Annotated in this window: 14 protein-coding genes; 11 read left to right on the plus strand and 3 right to left on the minus strand. The window is 69.5% G+C overall.

What is annotated here, in order from left to right; all coding sequences use genetic code 11:
* Positions 1–9 precede the first annotated feature (9 nt).
* The 6 genes from lepB (at position 10) to QLQ83_RS14405 (ending at position 4,591) form a co-directional block, all read left to right on the plus strand.
* Positions 10–813, plus strand: a complete 804-nt coding sequence (lepB, locus tag QLQ83_RS14380; protein ID WP_282736205.1) for a signal peptidase I — start codon at positions 10–12, stop codon at positions 811–813.
* Between the two features lie 100 nt (positions 814–913).
* Positions 914–1,618: a ribonuclease III gene (gene rnc / locus QLQ83_RS14385; RefSeq protein ID WP_282736206.1), complete on the plus strand. Its 705-nt coding sequence runs from the start codon at positions 914–916 to the stop codon at positions 1,616–1,618.
* A complete protein-coding gene (era, locus tag QLQ83_RS14390; protein ID WP_282736207.1) occupies positions 1,615–2,514 on the plus strand; it encodes a GTPase Era in 900 nt (299 codons plus the stop codon). The genes rnc and era overlap by 4 nt, the downstream gene beginning before the upstream one ends.
* Positions 2,515–3,216 (plus strand): DNA repair protein RecO, encoded by a 702-nt coding sequence (gene recO, locus QLQ83_RS14395; protein WP_282736208.1) that lies wholly within the window; start codon positions 2,515–2,517, stop codon positions 3,214–3,216.
* 200 nt (positions 3,217–3,416) lie between these two features.
* On the plus strand, positions 3,417–4,217 hold the full coding sequence (gene pdxJ, locus QLQ83_RS14400) for a pyridoxine 5'-phosphate synthase (protein WP_282736209.1): 801 nt from the start codon (positions 3,417–3,419) through the stop codon (positions 4,215–4,217).
* Positions 4,214–4,591 (plus strand): holo-ACP synthase, encoded by a 378-nt coding sequence (locus tag QLQ83_RS14405; protein ID WP_282736210.1) that lies wholly within the window; start codon positions 4,214–4,216, stop codon positions 4,589–4,591. Before pdxJ ends, QLQ83_RS14405 begins: the two co-directional genes overlap by 4 nt.
* Here the strand turns inward: QLQ83_RS14405 and QLQ83_RS14410 are convergent.
* Complete coding sequence (locus QLQ83_RS14410) at positions 4,531–7,260, minus strand: ATP-binding protein (RefSeq protein ID WP_282736211.1); 2,730 nt, start codon at positions 7,258–7,260, stop codon at positions 4,531–4,533. The two genes, QLQ83_RS14405 and QLQ83_RS14410, sit on opposite strands and share 61 nt — an antisense overlap.
* 118 nt (positions 7,261–7,378) lie before the next feature.
* Between QLQ83_RS14410 and cysM the strand changes: the two genes are divergently transcribed.
* From cysM to ppc, 5 genes are read left to right on the plus strand one after another with little or no spacing between them, the layout of a single operon-like run.
* On the plus strand, positions 7,379–8,275 hold the full coding sequence (cysM, locus tag QLQ83_RS14415) for a cysteine synthase CysM (RefSeq protein ID WP_282736212.1): 897 nt from the start codon (positions 7,379–7,381) through the stop codon (positions 8,273–8,275).
* 2 nt (positions 8,276–8,277) lie between these two features.
* On the plus strand, positions 8,278–9,723 hold the full coding sequence (locus QLQ83_RS14420) for a TRAM domain-containing protein (RefSeq protein ID WP_282736213.1): 1,446 nt from the start codon (positions 8,278–8,280) through the stop codon (positions 9,721–9,723).
* On the plus strand, positions 9,716–12,001 hold the full coding sequence (relA, locus tag QLQ83_RS14425) for a GTP diphosphokinase (protein ID WP_282736214.1): 2,286 nt from the start codon (positions 9,716–9,718) through the stop codon (positions 11,999–12,001). Before QLQ83_RS14420 ends, relA begins: the two co-directional genes overlap by 8 nt.
* Complete coding sequence (mazG, locus tag QLQ83_RS14430; RefSeq protein WP_282736215.1) at positions 11,998–12,894, plus strand: nucleoside triphosphate pyrophosphohydrolase; 897 nt, start codon at positions 11,998–12,000, stop codon at positions 12,892–12,894. Before relA ends, mazG begins: the two co-directional genes overlap by 4 nt.
* Positions 12,891–15,539 (plus strand): phosphoenolpyruvate carboxylase, encoded by a 2,649-nt coding sequence (gene ppc, locus QLQ83_RS14435; protein ID WP_282736216.1) that lies wholly within the window; start codon positions 12,891–12,893, stop codon positions 15,537–15,539. Before mazG ends, ppc begins: the two co-directional genes overlap by 4 nt.
* Before the next feature lie 107 nt (positions 15,540–15,646).
* Here ppc and QLQ83_RS14440 read toward each other — a convergent pair whose 3' ends face one another.
* Complete coding sequence (locus tag QLQ83_RS14440; RefSeq protein ID WP_282736217.1) at positions 15,647–16,219, minus strand: hypothetical protein; 573 nt, start codon at positions 16,217–16,219, stop codon at positions 15,647–15,649.
* A gap of 63 nt (positions 16,220–16,282) precedes the next feature.
* Positions 16,283–17,218, minus strand: coding sequence for a ketopantoate reductase family protein (locus QLQ83_RS14445; protein WP_282736218.1), 936 nt, complete (start codon positions 17,216–17,218; stop codon positions 16,283–16,285).
* Between the last annotated feature and the right edge of the window lie 7 nt (positions 17,219–17,225).

Consider the following 17,225-nt stretch of genomic DNA (forward strand, 5'->3'; position numbering starts at 1 on the left):
GATAACCCCATGGACTTCTCTCTGATGCTGGTGGTGGCAGTGGCCGTCACCGGAGTGATCTGGCTGCTCGATCTGCTCTGGTGGCGTCCTGCCCGCCGGCAGCGCCTGGCCACCGCCGAGGCCGGCACGACCGAGGGGCTCGATGAGCGGGCCCGCGAGAAGGCGCTCAAGGAGCCCTGGCCGGTCGACTATGCCCGCTCCTTCTTCCCGGTGCTGCTGGTGGTGCTGATACTGCGCAGCTTCGTAGTCGAACCCTTTCAGATCCCGTCCGGGTCGATGCGACCGACGCTGGAGGTCGGCGACTTCATCCTGGTCAACAAGTTCGCCTATGGCCTGCGCTTGCCGGTGGTCAATACCCGCATCCTGGAGGTCGGCGAGCCGGAGCGGGGTGACGTCATGGTGTTTCGCTTTCCCGACGAGCCCGCCGTGAACTTCATCAAGCGGGTGGTGGGCCTGCCGGGCGACCGGATCCGTTATGAGGACAAGCAGCTCTTCGTCAATGGCGAGGCGGTGCCCAAGGCGCTGCTCGAGGCCGGCCCCGCCGCGGCGCCCACCGAGCTGTTGCTGGCCGAGCAACTGGGCGAGCTGGAACACCGTATCTACAATAATCCTCGGGACCCGGGTCCCCAGGTGCGCGAGCTTGAGGTGCCGCAGGGGCACTACTTCACCATGGGCGATAACCGTGATCACTCCAACGACAGCCGTTACTGGGGCTTCGTGCCGGAGGAGAACATCGTCGGGCGCGCCTTCGCCGTCTGGATGCACTGGGACGGTGGACTGCCGAGCTTCACCAGCGTGCGCCGTATCCAGTAGGGCGACACCTGCCGCCCCTCGGACCCGGCGGCTCGCGCGCGTCGCCGGGTCCACCGACACGACCCCCCATGTCCATCATCGAATATTAGTCAGGAGCTCCGTGAGCAACTCCCTCAACGCCTTCAGCCGCCGCATCGGCCATACGTTCGCCGACCCCGGTCTGCTCGAGCTGGCCATGACCCATCGCAGCTACGGCGGCCAGAACAACGAACGCCTCGAGTTTCTCGGTGATTCCATCGTCAACTTCATCATCGCCGAGGCACTCTTCCAGCGCTTCCCCCAGGCCAGGGAAGGCCAGCTGTCGCGGCTGCGTGCGCGCCTGGTCAAGGGGCAGACACTGGCCGAGCTGGCCCGGGAGATGGCCTTCGGCGAATGCCTGCGGCTGGGGTCCGGCGAGATGAAGAGCGGTGGCCATCGTCGTGAATCGATTCTCGCCGATGCCGTCGAGGCGGTGCTCGGCGCGATCTACCTGGATGCCGGCATGGAGGTCGCCCGGGCGCGGGTGCTCTCGTGGTATGCCGAGCGGCTGGAGGCCATCAGCCTCGATGATACCCAGAAGGACCCCAAGACCCGCCTGCAGGAGTTCCTGCAGTCACGCCAGGTGCCCCTGCCGCGCTACGAGGTGACCTCGGTGGAGGGCGAGGCCCATGCCCAGACCTTCACCGTCGAGTGCCACGTCGAGATGCTCGAGAAGCACACCCTGGGCGTCGGATCGAGCCGGCGTCATGCCGAGCAGCAGGCCGCCGCCCAGGCGCTCTCTCGCCTCGAACCGGTCAAGTCCAACAGCACGGGGGACCGTCCATGACCACCACCTGCGGCTTCGTGGCCATCGTCGGCCGTCCCAATGTCGGCAAGTCGACGCTCATGAACCGGATCCTCGGCCAGAAGGTCTCGATCACCTCGCGGCGTCCCCAGACCACTCGCCATCAGGTGATGGGCATCAAGACCGAGGGGGAGGCCCAGTTCATCTACGTCGACACCCCCGGCATCCACATCATGGCCAAGGATCGTAACAAGGCGATCAATCGCTTCATGAACCAGGCCGCCGTCCAGGCCCTGCGTGACGTGGACTGCGTGGTCTTCATCATCGACCGTACCCGCTGGAGCGACGAGGACCAGGTGGTGCTGCAGCGCCTCGAACACGTCGAGGCGCCGGTGATCCTGGCCGTCAACAAGGTCGACCGCCTGCAGGACAAGGCCAGCCTGTTGCCCTGGCTGGAGCAGGTCGGCGCGCGCCGCGACTTCGCCGCCATCGTGCCGATCTCCGCCAAGCACGGCACCAACGTCCCGGAGCTGGAGGGCGAGGTGGCCAAGCACCTGCCGCAGAGCGTGCACTACTTTCCCGAGGATCAGATCACCGACAAGAGCCAGCGCTTCCTGGCCGCCGAACTGGTGCGCGAGAAGGTCATGCGCCAGCTGGGCGACGAGTTGCCCTACCAGATGACCGTGGAGATCGAGGAGTTCCGCGACGAAGGGCGAGTGGTGCACATCAGCGCACTGATCCTCGTCGAACGGGCCGGGCAGAAGAAGATCCTGATCGGCGAGAACGGCGAGCGCATCAAGAACATCGGTCGTGAGGCGCGCCTCGACATGGAGCGTGCCCTGGGGGCCAAGGTGATGCTCAACCTGTGGGTCAAGGTCAAGCGCGGCTGGTCCGACGACGAGCGTGCGCTGAAGAGCCTGGGCTACGACCTGGATTAGATGCAGCCTGCCCCCGCCTTCCTGCTGCACAAGCGGCCCTACCGCGAGACCAGCGCCCTGGTGGAGCTGCTGACGCTGCACCACGGCCGCGTCAGGGCCGTGGCCCAGGGCGTCCAGCGCCCCGGTTCGCGTTCGCGAGGCCGGCTGCAGCCTTTCGCCCCGCTGCATGTCACCTGGGTCGGCGAGGGCGAGCTCAAGCGACTGCGGTTGATGGAGGGACGCGGCAGTGCGGCCCTGCTCGCCGGCGAGGGGCTTCTCTGTGGCCTCTATGCCAACGAACTCCTGACGCGGGTACTGCCGGTGGAGCTGCCGGTCCCCGAGGTCTTTGCCTTCTACACCGCCATGCTCGAGGTGCTGCCCCGGCCCGAGGGGCGCGCCGGTGCGCTGCGTCGGCTCGAGGTGGCCGCGCTCGAAGCGCTGGACGCCTGGCCGCGCTTCACCGACCCGGAGGGGGGCGAACTCGACCCCCAGCGTCGCTATGTCCTCGATCCGGCCTCGCGGGCCTTCGTGGCCGGCGAGGGCGGCATCGACGGGCGCACCCTGCGCCTGCTGGCCCGCGGCGACTGGGCCGAGCCGGGGCTCGCCGGTCCCGCCAAGGCGGTCACCCGGGCGGCGCTGGCCCCGCTGCTCGGCAGCCGTTCGCTGCGCTCCCGCGAGCTGATGCGCCAGCTTGCCCAGCGCCGGCGGGCCGGTTCACACTGATGGCTTTCTGGCACTTCTCGCAATGACCGTGAGGGGCGCCGGGGGTAGGCCGAAGAGGAGGTCCTATGCCATGGATGGCATCGGTAGCGCCCAGGGATGGGTTCACAGCGCCTCCTCGCAGGGCTGCCGCCGGATCAGCCCTGAGCCCACGGCTCAGGCGGGTTGCTTATTCCTGATTTTCCGACCCCCATGGAGTCCCCATGCATCCCCCCCGTATCCTGCTCGGCGTCAATATCGACCATATCGCCACCCTGCGCCAGGCCCGTGGCACCCGCTACCCGGACCCGGTACAGGCGGCCCTGCTCGCCGAGGAGGCCGGCGCCGACGGCATCACCGTGCACCTGCGCGAGGACCGTCGCCATATCCAGGAGCGCGACGTGCGCCTGCTGGCCGAGGTGCTCAATACGCGCATGAACCTGGAGATGGCGGTCACCGAGGAGATGCTGTGCCTGGCAGAGCAGCTGTCTCCGGCCCATGTCTGCCTGGTGCCCGAGAAGCGCGAGGAGCTGACCACCGAGGGCGGGCTCGACGTGGCGGGGAGCTTTGAGGCCGTTGCCGCGGCCTGCCGTCGGCTCGCCGCGGCCGGCTGTGAGGCGTCGCTGTTCATCGATCCCGAGCCCGCCCAGATCGAGGCGGCGGCCAGGGCCGGCGCGCCGGTGATCGAGCTGCATACCGGTGCCTACGCCGAGGTCGCGGGCGAGGCCGCCCGTCGCGAGCATGCCCGTCTCGCCGCCGCCGCCGAGATGGCCCTCGAACTGGGCCTCATCGTGAATGCCGGCCACGGCCTGAACTACCACAACGTCGAGGCGGTTGCTGCGCTGCCCGGGCTCCACGAGCTCAATATCGGTCACGCGATCATCGCCCGGGCGCTCTTCGTGGGCCTCAAGGAGGCCGTGGCCGAGATGAAGCGGCTGGCTATCGCCGGCCAGGAGGCGGGTTTCGTGGCCTCGCTCGAGGAACACGACCACGATCATGACGAGGAGTCGGACTGCTGCCGATGATCATCGGCATCGGCACCGACATCGCCCGGGTGGCCCGTTTCGAGAGGGCCATGGGACGGCACGGAGAGCGCTTCGCGCTGCGCCTGCTCGGTGAGCGGGAGCGAGAACGGTTCCGTGGTCATGTCCTGCCCGCGGCCTTCCTGGCCAAGCGGTTCGCCGCCAAGGAGGCGTTCGTCAAGGCGCTGGGCACCGGCCTGCGACGGGGCATGCGCTGGACCGAGATCCAGGTGGTCAACGATGCGCTGGGGCGTCCCTCACTGGTCCTCTCCGGCAAGGCCCATGAGCTGGCCGAGGCGGCCGGTGTGAGGTCGGTTCACCTGTCGCTCTCCGACGAGGAGGCCCTGGCGATGGCCTTCGTGGTGCTCGAGGGCTGAGTCGCCTGCCAGGCGCGCAGCTCGCCCATGGCGGCATAGAGGTCGGGGAGCAGCGGCACCACGGCGGACACGCCCCGCGAGCGCAGCCGTGTCTCCAGGGTTTCCGCCAGCAGCCCCAGGCGCGGCGTGCCGCAATAGCGACAGGCGCCATTCAGGGCATGCAGGGCGTCGAGCATGGCCACCTCGTCGTCGCGGGCGACGGCGTCACGGATGGCCCGCTCGCTGTGCGCCAGCGAGTCGGCCAGCTTCTCCAGCAGTTCCCGGGCGAGGGGCTCGCGTCCGCCGGCCAGGCGGGTCCCTAGCTCCAGGTCCACCACCGCCAGCTCCGCGTCCTCCTCCCCCGGGGTATCACCGCGTGTCGACGGCCCGCTCTCCGCGTCCCGCGCCGGCAGCACGATGCCCAGGTGCTCCTCCAGCAGCTGGGCGAGGCGCTGTGGCTGCAGCGGCTTGATCAGCACATCGTCGAGACCGCTCTCACGCAGCACCCGGTGCTGCTCGCCCTGTACATGGGCGGTGACGGCGATGACCGGCACCCGCTGCCAGGCGCCGCCGAGGCGCCTCAATGCCCGGGTCGTCTCCACCCCGTCCATGCCCGCCATGCGGATGTCCATCAACACCATGTCGAAGTCCCGGTCATGCGCCAGTGCCAGGGCTTCCTCCCCGCTTGCCGCCTGGGTCACCGTGAGGCCGGGCCCGGCCAGCAGCTCGTCCAGCAGCCGCCGGTTGGACTCCGTATCGTCGACGACCAGCAGCCGGACCGGCGGCGCTGACGGCCGGTGCTGCGCGGGGGCCGGCAGGGCCCGAGGCGTTCCCGCCAGATGGCGGTCCACGGCATCGGCCAGGGCCGAGCGGGAGACCGGTTTGCCCAGGACCTCGCCGCCATGCGGCAGCGGCAGGGCAGGTAGGTCGGGGGGGCTGGCGTTGATCAGCAGCAGGGCGGGGCAGCCCAGCCTATCCAGCCGGCGTTGCCAACCCGCCAGGTGCGCCTCGTCGAGGTCCTCGCTCCCCAGCCCCGCCACGACCAGCGAGGCGGCAGGCAGGCTCCCGGCGATTGCCCTAGTGGTGACCCGGGCGCCCCAGCGGGTCATCAGGTGCTGCAGGGCGCGACGCGTGGGCGGGTGGGGCTCCTCGATCACGATGACCTCCCCGTCCAGGCTGAGCTCCGGGGGGCGCTCGCTCTGCGTGCTGGCCGACAGGGCGAGGGTGAAGGAGAAGGTCGAGCCCTCGCCGGGCTCGCTCTCGACGTCGATCTCCCCGCCCATCTGCTCGACCAGCTGACGGCAGATGGCCAGCCCCAGGCCGGTGCCGCCGAATTCTCTCGGATGGCTGATGTCGGCCTGATGGAAGGCCTGGAACAGGCGTCGGCGGGCCTCGTCGGTCAGCCCCAGGCCGGTGTCGCTGACGCTGACGCGCAGGACCACCCGGCTGGCCTCGGCCTGTTCCAGCATCACCCGCACGATCACCTCGCCCTCGTCGGAGAACTTGAGGGCGTTGTGGACCAGGTTGGTGAGCACCTGGCGGATCCGCAGCGGGTCCCCCTTGAGGTCGGCCGGCACGTCATCGTAGACCAGGCCGAGCAGCTGCAGTCCCTTCTGCTGGGCCAGCGGGGCCTGCAGGCCGAGCACCTCGTCGACCAGGCCGACCATGTCTAGCGGCAGTGTCTCGAGTTCCACCCGGCCGGCCTCCAGCTTGGAGAAATCCAGGACATCGTTGACCAGCATCAGCAGGTTGTCGCAGGCACGTTGCACGTGGTCCAGCCATTCCCGTTGGCGCGGCTCCAGCCGAGAGCGTCCCAGCAGACGACAGAAGCCGACGATGCCGTTGAGGGGCGTGCGGATCTCGTGGCTCATGTTGGCCAGGAATTCCGACTTGACGCGGTTGGCCTCCAGGGCCCTACGGTGGGCCAGGTCCAGTTCGATGTTCTGGACCTCGATGGTCTCCATGGACTCCTGGAGCTCGTCCGTGGCCTGCTCGATCTGGGCCTGCATCTCCTCTCGGGCCGTCTCCAGGTGGTCGGCCAGGTCATTGACGCGTCGGGCGAGCCCGGCCAGTTCCGGTGCCGGGGGGATGGCCAGCCGCTCGGGCACCACGCCGAGAGTCAGGCGATCCAGGGCGCGGCCGGCATCCTCCAGCGGCTGGCTCAGCCGTCGCGTGGTGGCATAGGCCGCGAGGAACAGCAGCAGGCCGGCGAGCATCAGCGCCAGGCCGGCGCTGGCCAGGTGGCGATAACGGGTAAGCAGCAAGGGAGTGGTGTCGATGTCCAGCACCAGCCAGGCCGGCGTCGGCGCGCCCTCGGTCAGGGGGATTTGCAGCAGCCAGCGACGGTCGCGTTCCAGTAGGCGTGAGGTGTCGGGGTCGGTCGGCGCCGGCAGGTCGCGAACCCTGCCGCGCGCCAGCAGCGGCGCGCCCTGACCATCCTGCAGGCTCAGTGCCTGGACATGGGGCAGCGCCAGCAGACCGTCGGTCAGTCGTGACAGTGCCCGGTCATCCTGCGTTGACAGGGCCTCACCCAGGGCCGGCGCGACCAGTTCGGCACCCCGCGTCAGCTGGTTGCGAAGTTCCGCGTGGCGCTGGCGATCCTCGAGCACCAGGACCGCGACAACCAGCAGGGCCAGCAGCAGCAGGGGGAGGCCGAGGATCATCAGCATCAGTCGGGTCTTGAGGGACATCGGTGGGCTCGTCGGGCGGTGAATCGGCGTCCAGTATGCCACAGGGCGGGCAGATGCCTGTCCAGTGTGCAGCCGCAGGGATATAATGCTGAAAAGGCGTTTCCATCAGGAAGGTTACATGCATTTCCCCACTCTCGAGGAGACTGTCGGTCACACGCCGCTGGTCCGTCTCAAGCGCATCACCGCCGGGCGCGGCAATACCCTGCTGGCCAAGCTGGAGGGCAACAATCCCGCCGGGTCGGTCAAGGACCGCCCCGCCCTCTCAATGCTCCAGCAGGCCGAGGCCCGCGGCGAGATCGCGCCCGGCGACACCCTGGTCGAGGCGACCTCCGGCAACACCGGGATCGCCCTTGCCATGGCGGCCGCCATCATGGGCTATCGCATGGTGCTGACCATGCCGGAGAGTGCCTCCGCCGAGCGCAAGCAGGCCATGGCCGCCTACGGCGCCGAACTGGTCGAGGTGAGCAAGGAAGGGGGCATGGAGGAGGCCCGTGACCTGGCCGAGGCGATGATCGCCCGCGGCGATGGCAAGCGCCTGGACCAGTTCGCCAACCCGGACAACCCCTTGGCGCACTACCGCACCACTGGCCCGGAACTCTGGGAGCAAACCGGCGGCACCATCACCCACTTCATCAGCTCCATGGGTACCACCGGCACCATCATGGGCGTGTCGCGCTACCTCAAGGAGCGCAACCCCGAGGTACAGATCATCGGCCTGCAGCCCGAGGACGGGGCCAGCATCGCCGGCATCCGCCGCTGGCCGCCGGAGTACCTGCCGAGCATCTTCGATCCCAGCCGCGTCGACCGGGTGCTGGACATCGGCCAGCAGGAGGCCGAGGAGCACATGCGTCGCCTGGCGCGGGAGGAGGGCATCCTGTCCGGGGTCTCGTCCGGCGGGGCGCTCGCCGGCGCGCTGCGGCTCGCCGCCGAGGTCGAGAAGGCGGTGATCGTCTTCATCGTCTGCGACCGTGGCGATCGCTACCTCTCCACCGGCCTGTTCGCCCCGGAGCGCTGAGCATGGCCATGCTGGGCAAGCGTCGTCCGATGCGCGCGGCGACGGGTGTCTCGGGGCTGCATGGGCGCCAGGGGGAACGCCGGGAGGCCTCCGGCGTCGGCGAGCAGGATACCCTGGAGATCCGGGGGCTGGCCCATGACGGGCGAGGGGTGGCGCGCACCGCTCTGGGCAAGACGGTATTCATCGAAGGCGCACTCCCCGGCGAGCACGTGAGGGTTGCCGTCCATCGCACCCGCAAGCGCTTCGACGAGGCCCATGTGCAGGAGCTGCTGCTGGCCTCGCCGGAGCGCGTCGTGCCCCCCTGTCCCTACTTCGGGCGCTGTGGCGGCTGCGACCTGCAGCACCTTGCGCTACCGGCACAGCGCCGCCACAAGCAGGCGGTCCTGGAGGAGCTGCTGGGGCGCCAGGGCATCGCCCTGGCCGCGTCGCCCGAGCTGCTCGCCGGCGCGGGACAGGACTACCGCCGGCGTGCCCGCCTGGGCGTCAAGGTGAACGCCGACGGTGACGTCCACCTGGGCTTTCGCGCGCGCCATACCCATCGCCTGATCGACATCGACGCCTGCACCGTGCTGGTGCCGGCCCTGGACGCCCTGCTGGTGCCGCTGCACCAGCTGCTGGCAGAGCTCGAGGCACCGCGCCAGGTGGGGCACCTCGAGCTGCTCGAGAGTGATCAGGCAGTGGTGGTGGTCGTGCGGCAGCTGCGTGACAACCCGGGGGATGTGCGGCGCTGGCAGGCCTTCGCCAGGGCCCATGGCGTACACCTGGCCCGCTGGCTGGGTCGCGAGGCGCCCGAGCTCGACTGGCTGACGGCCGCACCGGCACTACGTTGCCGGGTGCCGGGGCCAGACGGGGACCTCGCCCTGGGCGTCGCCCCCGGGGACTTCCTGCAGGCCAATGCCGAGGTCAATGGCCTGATGGTGAGGACAGCCCTGTCCTGGCTGGCGCCGCTGGCCGCCGGTGAGCGGGTACTGGACCTGTTCGCCGGCGTGGGCAATTTCAGCCTGCCGCTGGCCACCGCCGGTGCACGGGTGACGGCGGTGGAGGGTAATCCGGCGATGGTTGCGCGGCTTGGCGAGAATGCCCGCGCCAATGCGCCAGGGCGGGGCCTGGACGTCGTGGCGCGTCAGGCGGATCTCGCCGCGCCGCCGGCCGTGCGCGCCCTGCTACAGGAGGCCGTCCCCGACGTGGTGGTGCTGGACCCGCCCCGGGAGGGGGCCGAGGCGGTAAGCCGGGCACTGGTGGAACATCCGGTGCCGCGGCTGCTCTACATCTCCTGTGATCCGGCCACCCTGGCCCGGGATGCGGCACACCTTGTGCACGGTGGCTATCGTATCCGGCGTGCGGCCGTGGCCGACATGTTCGTGCACACCTCACACCTGGAATCCATGCTGCTGTTCGAGTATCCCGGCTCGGCGCGGCAGGCCCAAGGAGCGTCAAGCGATGGTTAAAGTGCGTGAAGAGCAGCCGCTGACCCGGGACGGGAGGGTCGCGATCGACCAGTGGCTCACACGCCTGCAGGACGACGTCAAGCTGCGCGACGTCGACGAGATGCGCCGTGCCTGCGAGCTGGCCCAGCAGCTGGAGCTGGCGTCCGACCGCCCCCACAAGGCCTGGCTCAAGGATGGCTCGAGCTTTCGCATGGGCCTCGAGATGGCCGACATCCTGGGCGAGCTCAAGCTCGACCAGCCGGCGCTGGAGGCCGCGGTGCTCTACCGTGCCGTCCGCGAGAAGCTGATCGGCCTCGAGGAGGTCGACAAGCGCTTCGGCCACGAGGTCGCCGGGCTCATCGACGGCGTGCTGCAGATGGCCGCCATCAGCACCTTCCAGGCCCCCAGCCAGGGGCTGAGCCAGCACGACCAGCAGGACAACCTGCGCAAGATGCTGGTCAACCTGATCGACGACGTCCGCGTCGCCCTGATCAAGATCGCCGAGCGTACCTGCGCCCTGCGCCAGGTGCGCGACGCCCCGCGGGAGAAGCGCCTGCAGGTGGCTCGGGAGGTCTTCGATATCTATGCGCCCCTGGCCCATCGCCTGGGCATCGGACAGCTCAAGTGGGAGCTCGAGGACCTCTCCTTCCGCTACCTGCACGAGGCGGAGTACAAGGCCATCGCCCGCCAGCTCGCCGAGAAGCGCCTGGACCGCGACCGCTACATCAGCGAGGTGGTGAATACCCTCAAGTCGCTGATGTCGGCCCAGGGGATCAGCCGCTTCCAGGTCGACGGGCGCGCCAAGCACATCTACTCGATCTGGCGCAAGATGAAGCGCAAGCGCATCGACTTCTCCCAGGTCCATGACATCCGGGCGGTGCGTATCCTGGTGCCCGAGGTGACCGACTGCTACACGGTGCTGGGCATCGTCCACTCGCGCTGGCATCACGTCCCCAACGAGTTCGACGACTACATCGCCAACCCCAAGAAGAACGGCTACCAGTCGCTGCACACCGCGGTACTCGGCCCCGAGAACAAGGTGCTCGAGATCCAGATCCGCACCTTCGCCATGCACGAGGAGGCCGAGCTCGGGGTCTGTGCCCACTGGCGCTACAAGGGCCACGACACCAGCGCGCGAAGCGCCAGCTACGAGGAGAAGATCGCCTGGCTGCGCCAGGTGCTGGAGTGGCACGAGGAGGTGGGCGACTTCGGCGACCTGCGCGAGGGACTGACCAGCGACGTGGCCCCGGACCGCATCTACGTCTTCACCCCGGACGGCCACGTCATCGACCTGCCCCGGGTCGCCACGCCGATCGACTTCGCCTACCGGGTACACACCGAGGTGGGCCACCGCTGCCGGGGGGCCAAGGTCAACGGCCGCATCGTACCGCTCACCTACCGGCTCAAGACCGGCCAGCAGGTGGAGATCCTCACCGCCAGCAAGGGCGGGCCCAGCCGCGACTGGCTCAACCCCAACCTGGGCTATGTGCGCACCTCCCGGGCGCGGGCCAAGATCCAGGCCTGGTTCAAGCTGCAGGCCCGTGACCGCAACCTCGAGGAGGGCCGGGCGCTGTTCGAGCGCGAGATGAAGCGTCTCGACGTCGAGGGCATGGACCTGACGCGCCTGGCCAACAAGGTCAACTACCCCACCCCGGACGACATGTATGCGGCCCTGGGGGCGGGCGACCTGCGCATCGGCCAGGTGCTGCACCAGGCCCAGCAGCTGTTCGGCGAGAGCGACGATCAGGAACAGCTCGACCGCCTGCTGGCCAAACCCCGCAAGGCGCTGGGAAAGGGCAGTGGCAGCGACATCACCGTGCTCGGGGTGGGCAACCTCAAGACCAGCATGGCCAACTGCTGCCATCCGGTGCCCGGCGACGCCATCGTCGGCTTCATCACCCAGGGGCGCGGCGTCACCGTGCATCGCCAGGACTGCCCCAATATCCTGCAGCTGCGCCTGGACGAGCCCCAGCGCATCATCGAGGTGGAGTGGGGCGAGCGTGCCCGCACCCAGTACCCGGTGGACATCGAGATCCAGGCCTGGGACCGCTCGGGACTGCTGCGCGATGTCACCGGCGTGCTCAGCAACGACCGCGTCAACGTCCTCTCGGTGAACACCCTCACCGACACCGAGGACGGCATCGCACGCATGTCCATCACCGTCGAGGTCGACGGCCTGGAGACCCTGGGGCGTCTGTTCTCGCGCATCCAGCAGCTGCCCAACGTCATCGAGGTGCGACGGCTGCGCAGCGGGGGTGGCCAGGGCAAGTCGGGCAAGCGCAGGAGGAGGATGACATGAGCAAGCCCCGGTATGACCTCGATGACCTGCTCGAGCTGATGGCCGTGCTGCGTGACACCGATCAGGGCTGCCCCTGGGACGTGAAGCAGGACTGGGACTCCATCGTGCCCCATACCCTGGAGGAGGCCTACGAGGTCGCCGATGCCATCGAGCGGCGGGCCTGGGACGAGTTGCCCGGCGAGCTCGGTGACCTGCTCTTCCAGGTGGTCTACTACAGCCAGTTCGGGGCCGAGGAAGGGCGCTTCGATTTCCACGAGGTGGTCCATGTCCTCACCGCCAAGATGCTGCGCCGTCATCCCCACGTCTTCCCCGACGGGACCCTGGCCTCGCGCCGCCCGCCGGGGGTCAGTGCCGAGGACATCGAGACCCGACAGGTCCACTCCCGCTGGGAGTCGCTGAAGGCCGAGGAGCGCGCCGAGCGGGCAAGCGACACCCCGGGTGCCTCGCGTGACAGCGCCGCGGCGTCGGTGCTGGACGATGTCCCCCGCACCCTGCCGGCCCTCTCCCGGGCGGCCAAGCTCTCCAAGCGTGCCGCCCGGGTCGGCTTCGACTGGCCGGATGCCCATGGCGTGCTGGCCAAGATCCGCGAGGAGCTCGACGAGGTGGAGCAGGCCCTGGCCGAGGGGGACCGGACGCATGCCGCCGAGGAGGTGGGCGACCTGCTGTTCGCGGTGACCAACCTGGCGCGCACGCTCAAGGCCGAACCCGAGCAGTGCCTGCGGGCCACCAATGCCAAGTTCGAGCGGCGCTTCCGTCACGTTGAGGCGGCCCTGGCCGCCGCCGAGGTGCCGCTGCAGGAGGCCGGCCTGGAGGCCATGGAGCGGCACTGGCAGGACGCCAAGCGCCTCGACACCCCCGTTCAGGAACCGCCGCAAGGAGAGTCCCGGCCATGAGCCATGACCTGCATGAATCGCTGCGTGACAATGTCCGTATCCTGGGCGACAGCCTGGGCCGCACCATCGCCGATGACCTGGGCCCGGGCTTCGTCGACCGCATCGAGACCATTCGCAGCTTCGCCAAGCGCGGCCGCCAGGGCGAGGAGGGCAGCCAGCGCGCCCTGATCGAGTACCTGCGCAAGCTGCCCGACCGGGACCTGCTGCCGGTGACCCGGGCCTTCAACCAGTTCCTCAACCTGGCCAATATCGCCGAGCAGCACTATCGGGCGCGCTTCCGTCGGGTCGAGGACTACAAGCCCGGCTCCCAGCCGGTGCTCTCCGAGCTGCTCGAGCGGGCCCGGGGCGAGGGCCACTCGCCGCGCAAGCTGGTGGAGACCCTCTCCGGCATGCGCGTCGAGCTGGTGCTCACCGCGCACCCCACCGAGGTCATTCGCCGCACCCTGATCCAGAAGTATGACGCCATCGACGACTGCCTCACGGCCATCGAGTCCTCCGGGGACTACCCGGAGCGCGGGGCGCGTGCCCAGGGCCGCCTGGAGGAGCTGATCAGCCAGGCCTGGCACACCGACGAGATCCGCCATGAGCGACCGACCCCGGTGGACGAGGCCAAGTGGGGCTTCGCGGTGATCGAGAACTCCCTGTGGCAGGCGGTGCCCGACTTCCACCGCGACCTGGACAACCTGCTGCTGGAGACCGCCGGCGAGCGCCTGCCGCTGGACGCCGCACCGATCCGCTTCGCGTCCTGGATGGGCGGCGATCGCGACGGCAATCCCAACGTTACGGCGAAGGTGACTCGGGAGGTGCTGCTGCTGGGGCGCTGGATGGCGGCGGACCTCTACCTGCGCGACCTGGAGCAGCTCAAGGCCGAGCTCTCCATGTGGAAGGCCAACAGCGCGCTCAAGGCCGAGGTGGGCGATGTCGCCGAACCCTACCGCGAACTGATCAAGCGCCTGCTTGCGAGGGTCGAGGCGACCCGTGACTGGGCCAAGGCCGAGCTCGACGGGGGCAGCTACAAGGGTGGCCCCATCATCGAGACCCGCGACCAGCTCTATGCCCCCCTGCTGGCCTGCTATCGCTCGCTGTGTGACGTGGGGCTCGACACCATCGCCAACGGCGTGCTGCTCGACACCCTGCGCCGCGTGGCGGTGTTCGGGGTGACCCTGACCAAGCTCGACCTGCGCCAGGAAGCCAGTCGCCACGCCCAGGTGATGGAGGAACTCACCCATGGCCTGGGGCTCGGCCACTACCGCGACTGGGACGAGGCGCAGCGCCAGGAGTTCCTGCTCACCGAGCTCGCCTCGCGGCGTCCACTGATCCCGCGGCGCTGGGAGTGCTCCGCCGAGTCCCGCGAGGTCATCGATACCTTCCGGGTCATCGCCTCCGAGCATCGTGAGGCGCTGGGGACCTACATCATCTCCATGGCCGGGGAGCCGTCCGACGTGCTCGCCGTGGCGCTGCTGATGAAGGAGGTGGGGGGCACGGTCACCTTGCCTATCGCGCCGCTGTTCGAGACCCTCGATGACCTCGACCACGCCGGAGAGGTAATCGACCACCTGCTGGCGCTGCCGGGGTATCGCGCCCTGGCCGGCGACAGCCAGGAGGTGATGATCGGCTATTCGGACTCCGCCAAGGATGCCGGCCAGCTGGCTGCGGCCTGGGCGCAGTACCGGGCCCAGGAGACGCTGGTGGCGGTCTGCGACCGCCACGGGGTCGACCTCACCCTCTTCCATGGCCGCGGCGGTACCGTGGGCCGGGGTGGCGGTCCCGCCCACGCGGCCATCCTCTCCCAGCCGCCGGGCTCGGTGAACGGCAGCCTGCGGGTGACCGAGCAGGGCGAGATGATCCGCTTCAAGTTCGGCCAGCCGGAGATCGCCCTGCGTTCCATGGAGATCTATGCCTGTGCGGTGCTAGAGGCGAGCCTGCTGCCGCCGCCGGCGCCCAGGCCGGAATGGCGCGAGGAGATGGACCGCCTGGCCGAGGTGGCCCATGGCGCCTATGTGGGGGTGGTGCGCGAGGATCCCGATTTCGTCCCCTATTTCCGCTCGGTGACCCCGGAAGGCGCCCTCGGGCGTCTGCCACTGGGCTCACGCCCCACCAAGCGTCGCCAGGACGGTGGTGTGGAGACCCTGCGGGCGATTCCCTGGATCTTCGCCTGGACCCAGATCCGCCTGATGCTGCCGGCCTGGCTGGGCAGTGGCGAGGCCTTCAGCCAGCGGCTGGAGGATGAGGGGGGGCTCGAGGTGCTCCGCGAGATGCGCGACCAGTGGCCCTTCTTCGGTACCTACCTGGACATGCTGGAGATGCTGCTGGCCAAGGCCGACGTGGGGATCGCCGCCTACTACGAGCACCGGCTGGTCGACGAGCCGGCCCTCAAGGCGCTCGGGGAGCGGCTGCGCACCCGCTTCGGTCGACTCCACGAGGCGCTGCTGGAGGTGCTCGACCAGCAGGAACTGCTGGAGAAGACGCCGTTGATTCGCCAGGCCATCGAGGTGCGCAACCCCTACATCGATCCGCTGCACGGCCTGCAGGCCGAGCTCCTGCAGCGTAACCGCGATGCCGACGGGGCGATCAGCGCGGACCTCTCCCGCGCGCTGATGGTGACCATGGCGGGGATCGCCGCGGGGCTGCGCAATACGGGTTAGGCCTTCGGCCGGCTTCAGGCGGCAAGGCACAAGCGACAAGGAAATCCCTTGTGGCTTGTGCCTGGATGGACACCATCATCCTACAGCTTGCAGCTTGCAGCTTGCAGCTAGAAAGGGAAGTGCAGCGAGGCGGTCATCAGGTTGAGGTGGTTCATGGCCGGCGCATCGATCTCCTCGAACTCCAGGCGACTCACCAGGTGGCGCAGCTGCAAGCGGGCACCGAAGCCCTGCACCCTGGCCGTACCCCCGCCCTCGCGAAGCTGGTCACCGCCCCCGACGGGATCTCCCTGCCACTCCGCCAGGCCCGACTTGGCATAGAGGCCGAGTGGCCCGAGACGCACGCCGGCCACCAGGCTGCCTCCCAGGCTGGTGGTGTCGAGGAGCTGCTGGCCATCGGTGAGTGACACCGGCACGTCATCGCTCTCGCGGTAGCTGAATTCGGCGCCGAGGTCGAGGCGGGGCAGGTGCTGCGGCGTGAAGCCGGCGGTGAGGCGGAAGCCCGAGGTATAGCCATCGGGGGTCTCGACGTCGCTTCCCTGGACGATCATGCCATTGTCGAGGTGCACCAGATCCTGCGCCATGCCGCCGTAGGCGGGCATGGCCGAGTCGGCCTGCGTGGGCAGCGCCACCAGCGCCAGGACGCTAGCCAGTGCGATGGCGAGGCGTGAATCCGGTTGCATGTTCCCCGACCTTGAGTCGGCAGTCTGAGGGGGCCGCCGGCCCGGAATCATAGTCACTCAAGACTAGCAAGCCGCCGGAGGTTCCGCCAATGCCGCCGCCCGGAGGCGCAGGTCATGGAGATGGCGTGCCAGGCAGGGGGCCGTCAGCCGGTGCCGTGCGGCGGCGTCCAGCAGCGGGACGAGGATCGCCTCGTGCTCGGTGAGGCGGCCGGCCATCACGTCCTGCAGCATGGAGGCCCGGTTGCTCGCCGTGGCCTCGACGACTTGCCAGACCAGCTGCCGCCAGCCCTCCAGCCCCCCATCGCCGGGTGGGGTGACGCCCTCGGCGGCGAGGATCGCCGCGACCTCGGTGATCAGCCGCTCGACCATGGGGCGGAAGGGGCGGTCGCGCAACTGCCCGTTACGGATCGCGAACCGGGCGACCAGGGGGTTGATGGCGGCATTGACGGCCAGCTTGCGCCATAGCCGCACGCGGATGTCGGCAACCGCCTCGGCCGGCAGCCCGGCGGCGGTCAGGGTCTGCGCCAGCGCGGTGGCCAGGTCCGCGTGGCTCCCGTCCAGGGCGCCGATGTAGGTGTCGCCATGGCCGGCATGGGTCACCCGGTCGTCGTCCTGTACATGGGCGCCCTCGGTGGTGGTGGCGCAGAGCACCGGGCCGTGATGGTGCTCGGTGAGCCGGGGCTGACAGGCGAAGCCATTCTGCCACAGCACCAGCGGCACCCCGGCGGGCAGCCGGGCGGCAAGGGCGGCGTGGGCCGCCTCGGCGCCGTGGGCCTTGGTGGTCAGGTGCACCACAGCCGGGGGGTCCGCGGGCAGGGCATCGATCCGCGCCATGACAACTGCCTGTACCCGGGCGTCGCCCTCCGGGGTGACCAGGGTCTGGCGGTCGGGAAGCGGGCGGCGGCCGACCAGCCTCACCGGGACCCGTCCGGCCAGCCGGAGGGCGATCAGCCGTCCCAGGGCGCCGGGGCCGACGATCCAGTGGGTCGCAGGGGTCATGGGGCAG

The organism is Halomonas rhizosphaerae, assembly GCF_030010555.1.
Taxonomy (GTDB): domain Bacteria; phylum Pseudomonadota; class Gammaproteobacteria; order Pseudomonadales; family Halomonadaceae; genus Halomonas; species Halomonas rhizosphaerae.

Excerpts from the sequence above, each read along its gene's own strand:
- lepB (WP_282736205.1), top strand. The coding sequence starts at position 10 with ATGGACTTCTCTCTGATGCTGGTGGTGGCAGTGGCCGTCACCGGAGTG.
- era (WP_282736207.1), top strand. The coding sequence starts at position 1,615 with ATGACCACCACCTGCGGCTTCGTGGCCATCGTCGGCCGTCCCAATGTC.
- recO (WP_282736208.1), top strand. The coding sequence starts at position 2,515 with ATGCAGCCTGCCCCCGCCTTCCTGCTGCACAAGCGGCCCTACCGCGAG.
- pdxJ (WP_282736209.1), top strand. The coding sequence starts at position 3,417 with ATGCATCCCCCCCGTATCCTGCTCGGCGTCAATATCGACCATATCGCC.
- QLQ83_RS14405 (WP_282736210.1), top strand. The coding sequence starts at position 4,214 with ATGATCATCGGCATCGGCACCGACATCGCCCGGGTGGCCCGTTTCGAG.
- QLQ83_RS14410 (WP_282736211.1), bottom strand. The coding sequence starts at position 7,260 with ATGTCCCTCAAGACCCGACTGATGCTGATGATCCTCGGCCTCCCCCTG.
- cysM (WP_282736212.1), top strand. The coding sequence starts at position 7,379 with ATGCATTTCCCCACTCTCGAGGAGACTGTCGGTCACACGCCGCTGGTC.
- QLQ83_RS14420 (WP_282736213.1), top strand. The coding sequence starts at position 8,278 with ATGGCCATGCTGGGCAAGCGTCGTCCGATGCGCGCGGCGACGGGTGTC.
- relA (WP_282736214.1), top strand. The coding sequence starts at position 9,716 with ATGGTTAAAGTGCGTGAAGAGCAGCCGCTGACCCGGGACGGGAGGGTC.
- mazG (WP_282736215.1), top strand. The coding sequence starts at position 11,998 with ATGAGCAAGCCCCGGTATGACCTCGATGACCTGCTCGAGCTGATGGCC.
- ppc (WP_282736216.1), top strand. The coding sequence starts at position 12,891 with ATGAGCCATGACCTGCATGAATCGCTGCGTGACAATGTCCGTATCCTG.
- QLQ83_RS14440 (WP_282736217.1), bottom strand. The coding sequence starts at position 16,219 with ATGCAACCGGATTCACGCCTCGCCATCGCACTGGCTAGCGTCCTGGCG.
- QLQ83_RS14445 (WP_282736218.1), bottom strand. The coding sequence starts at position 17,218 with ATGACCCCTGCGACCCACTGGATCGTCGGCCCCGGCGCCCTGGGACGG.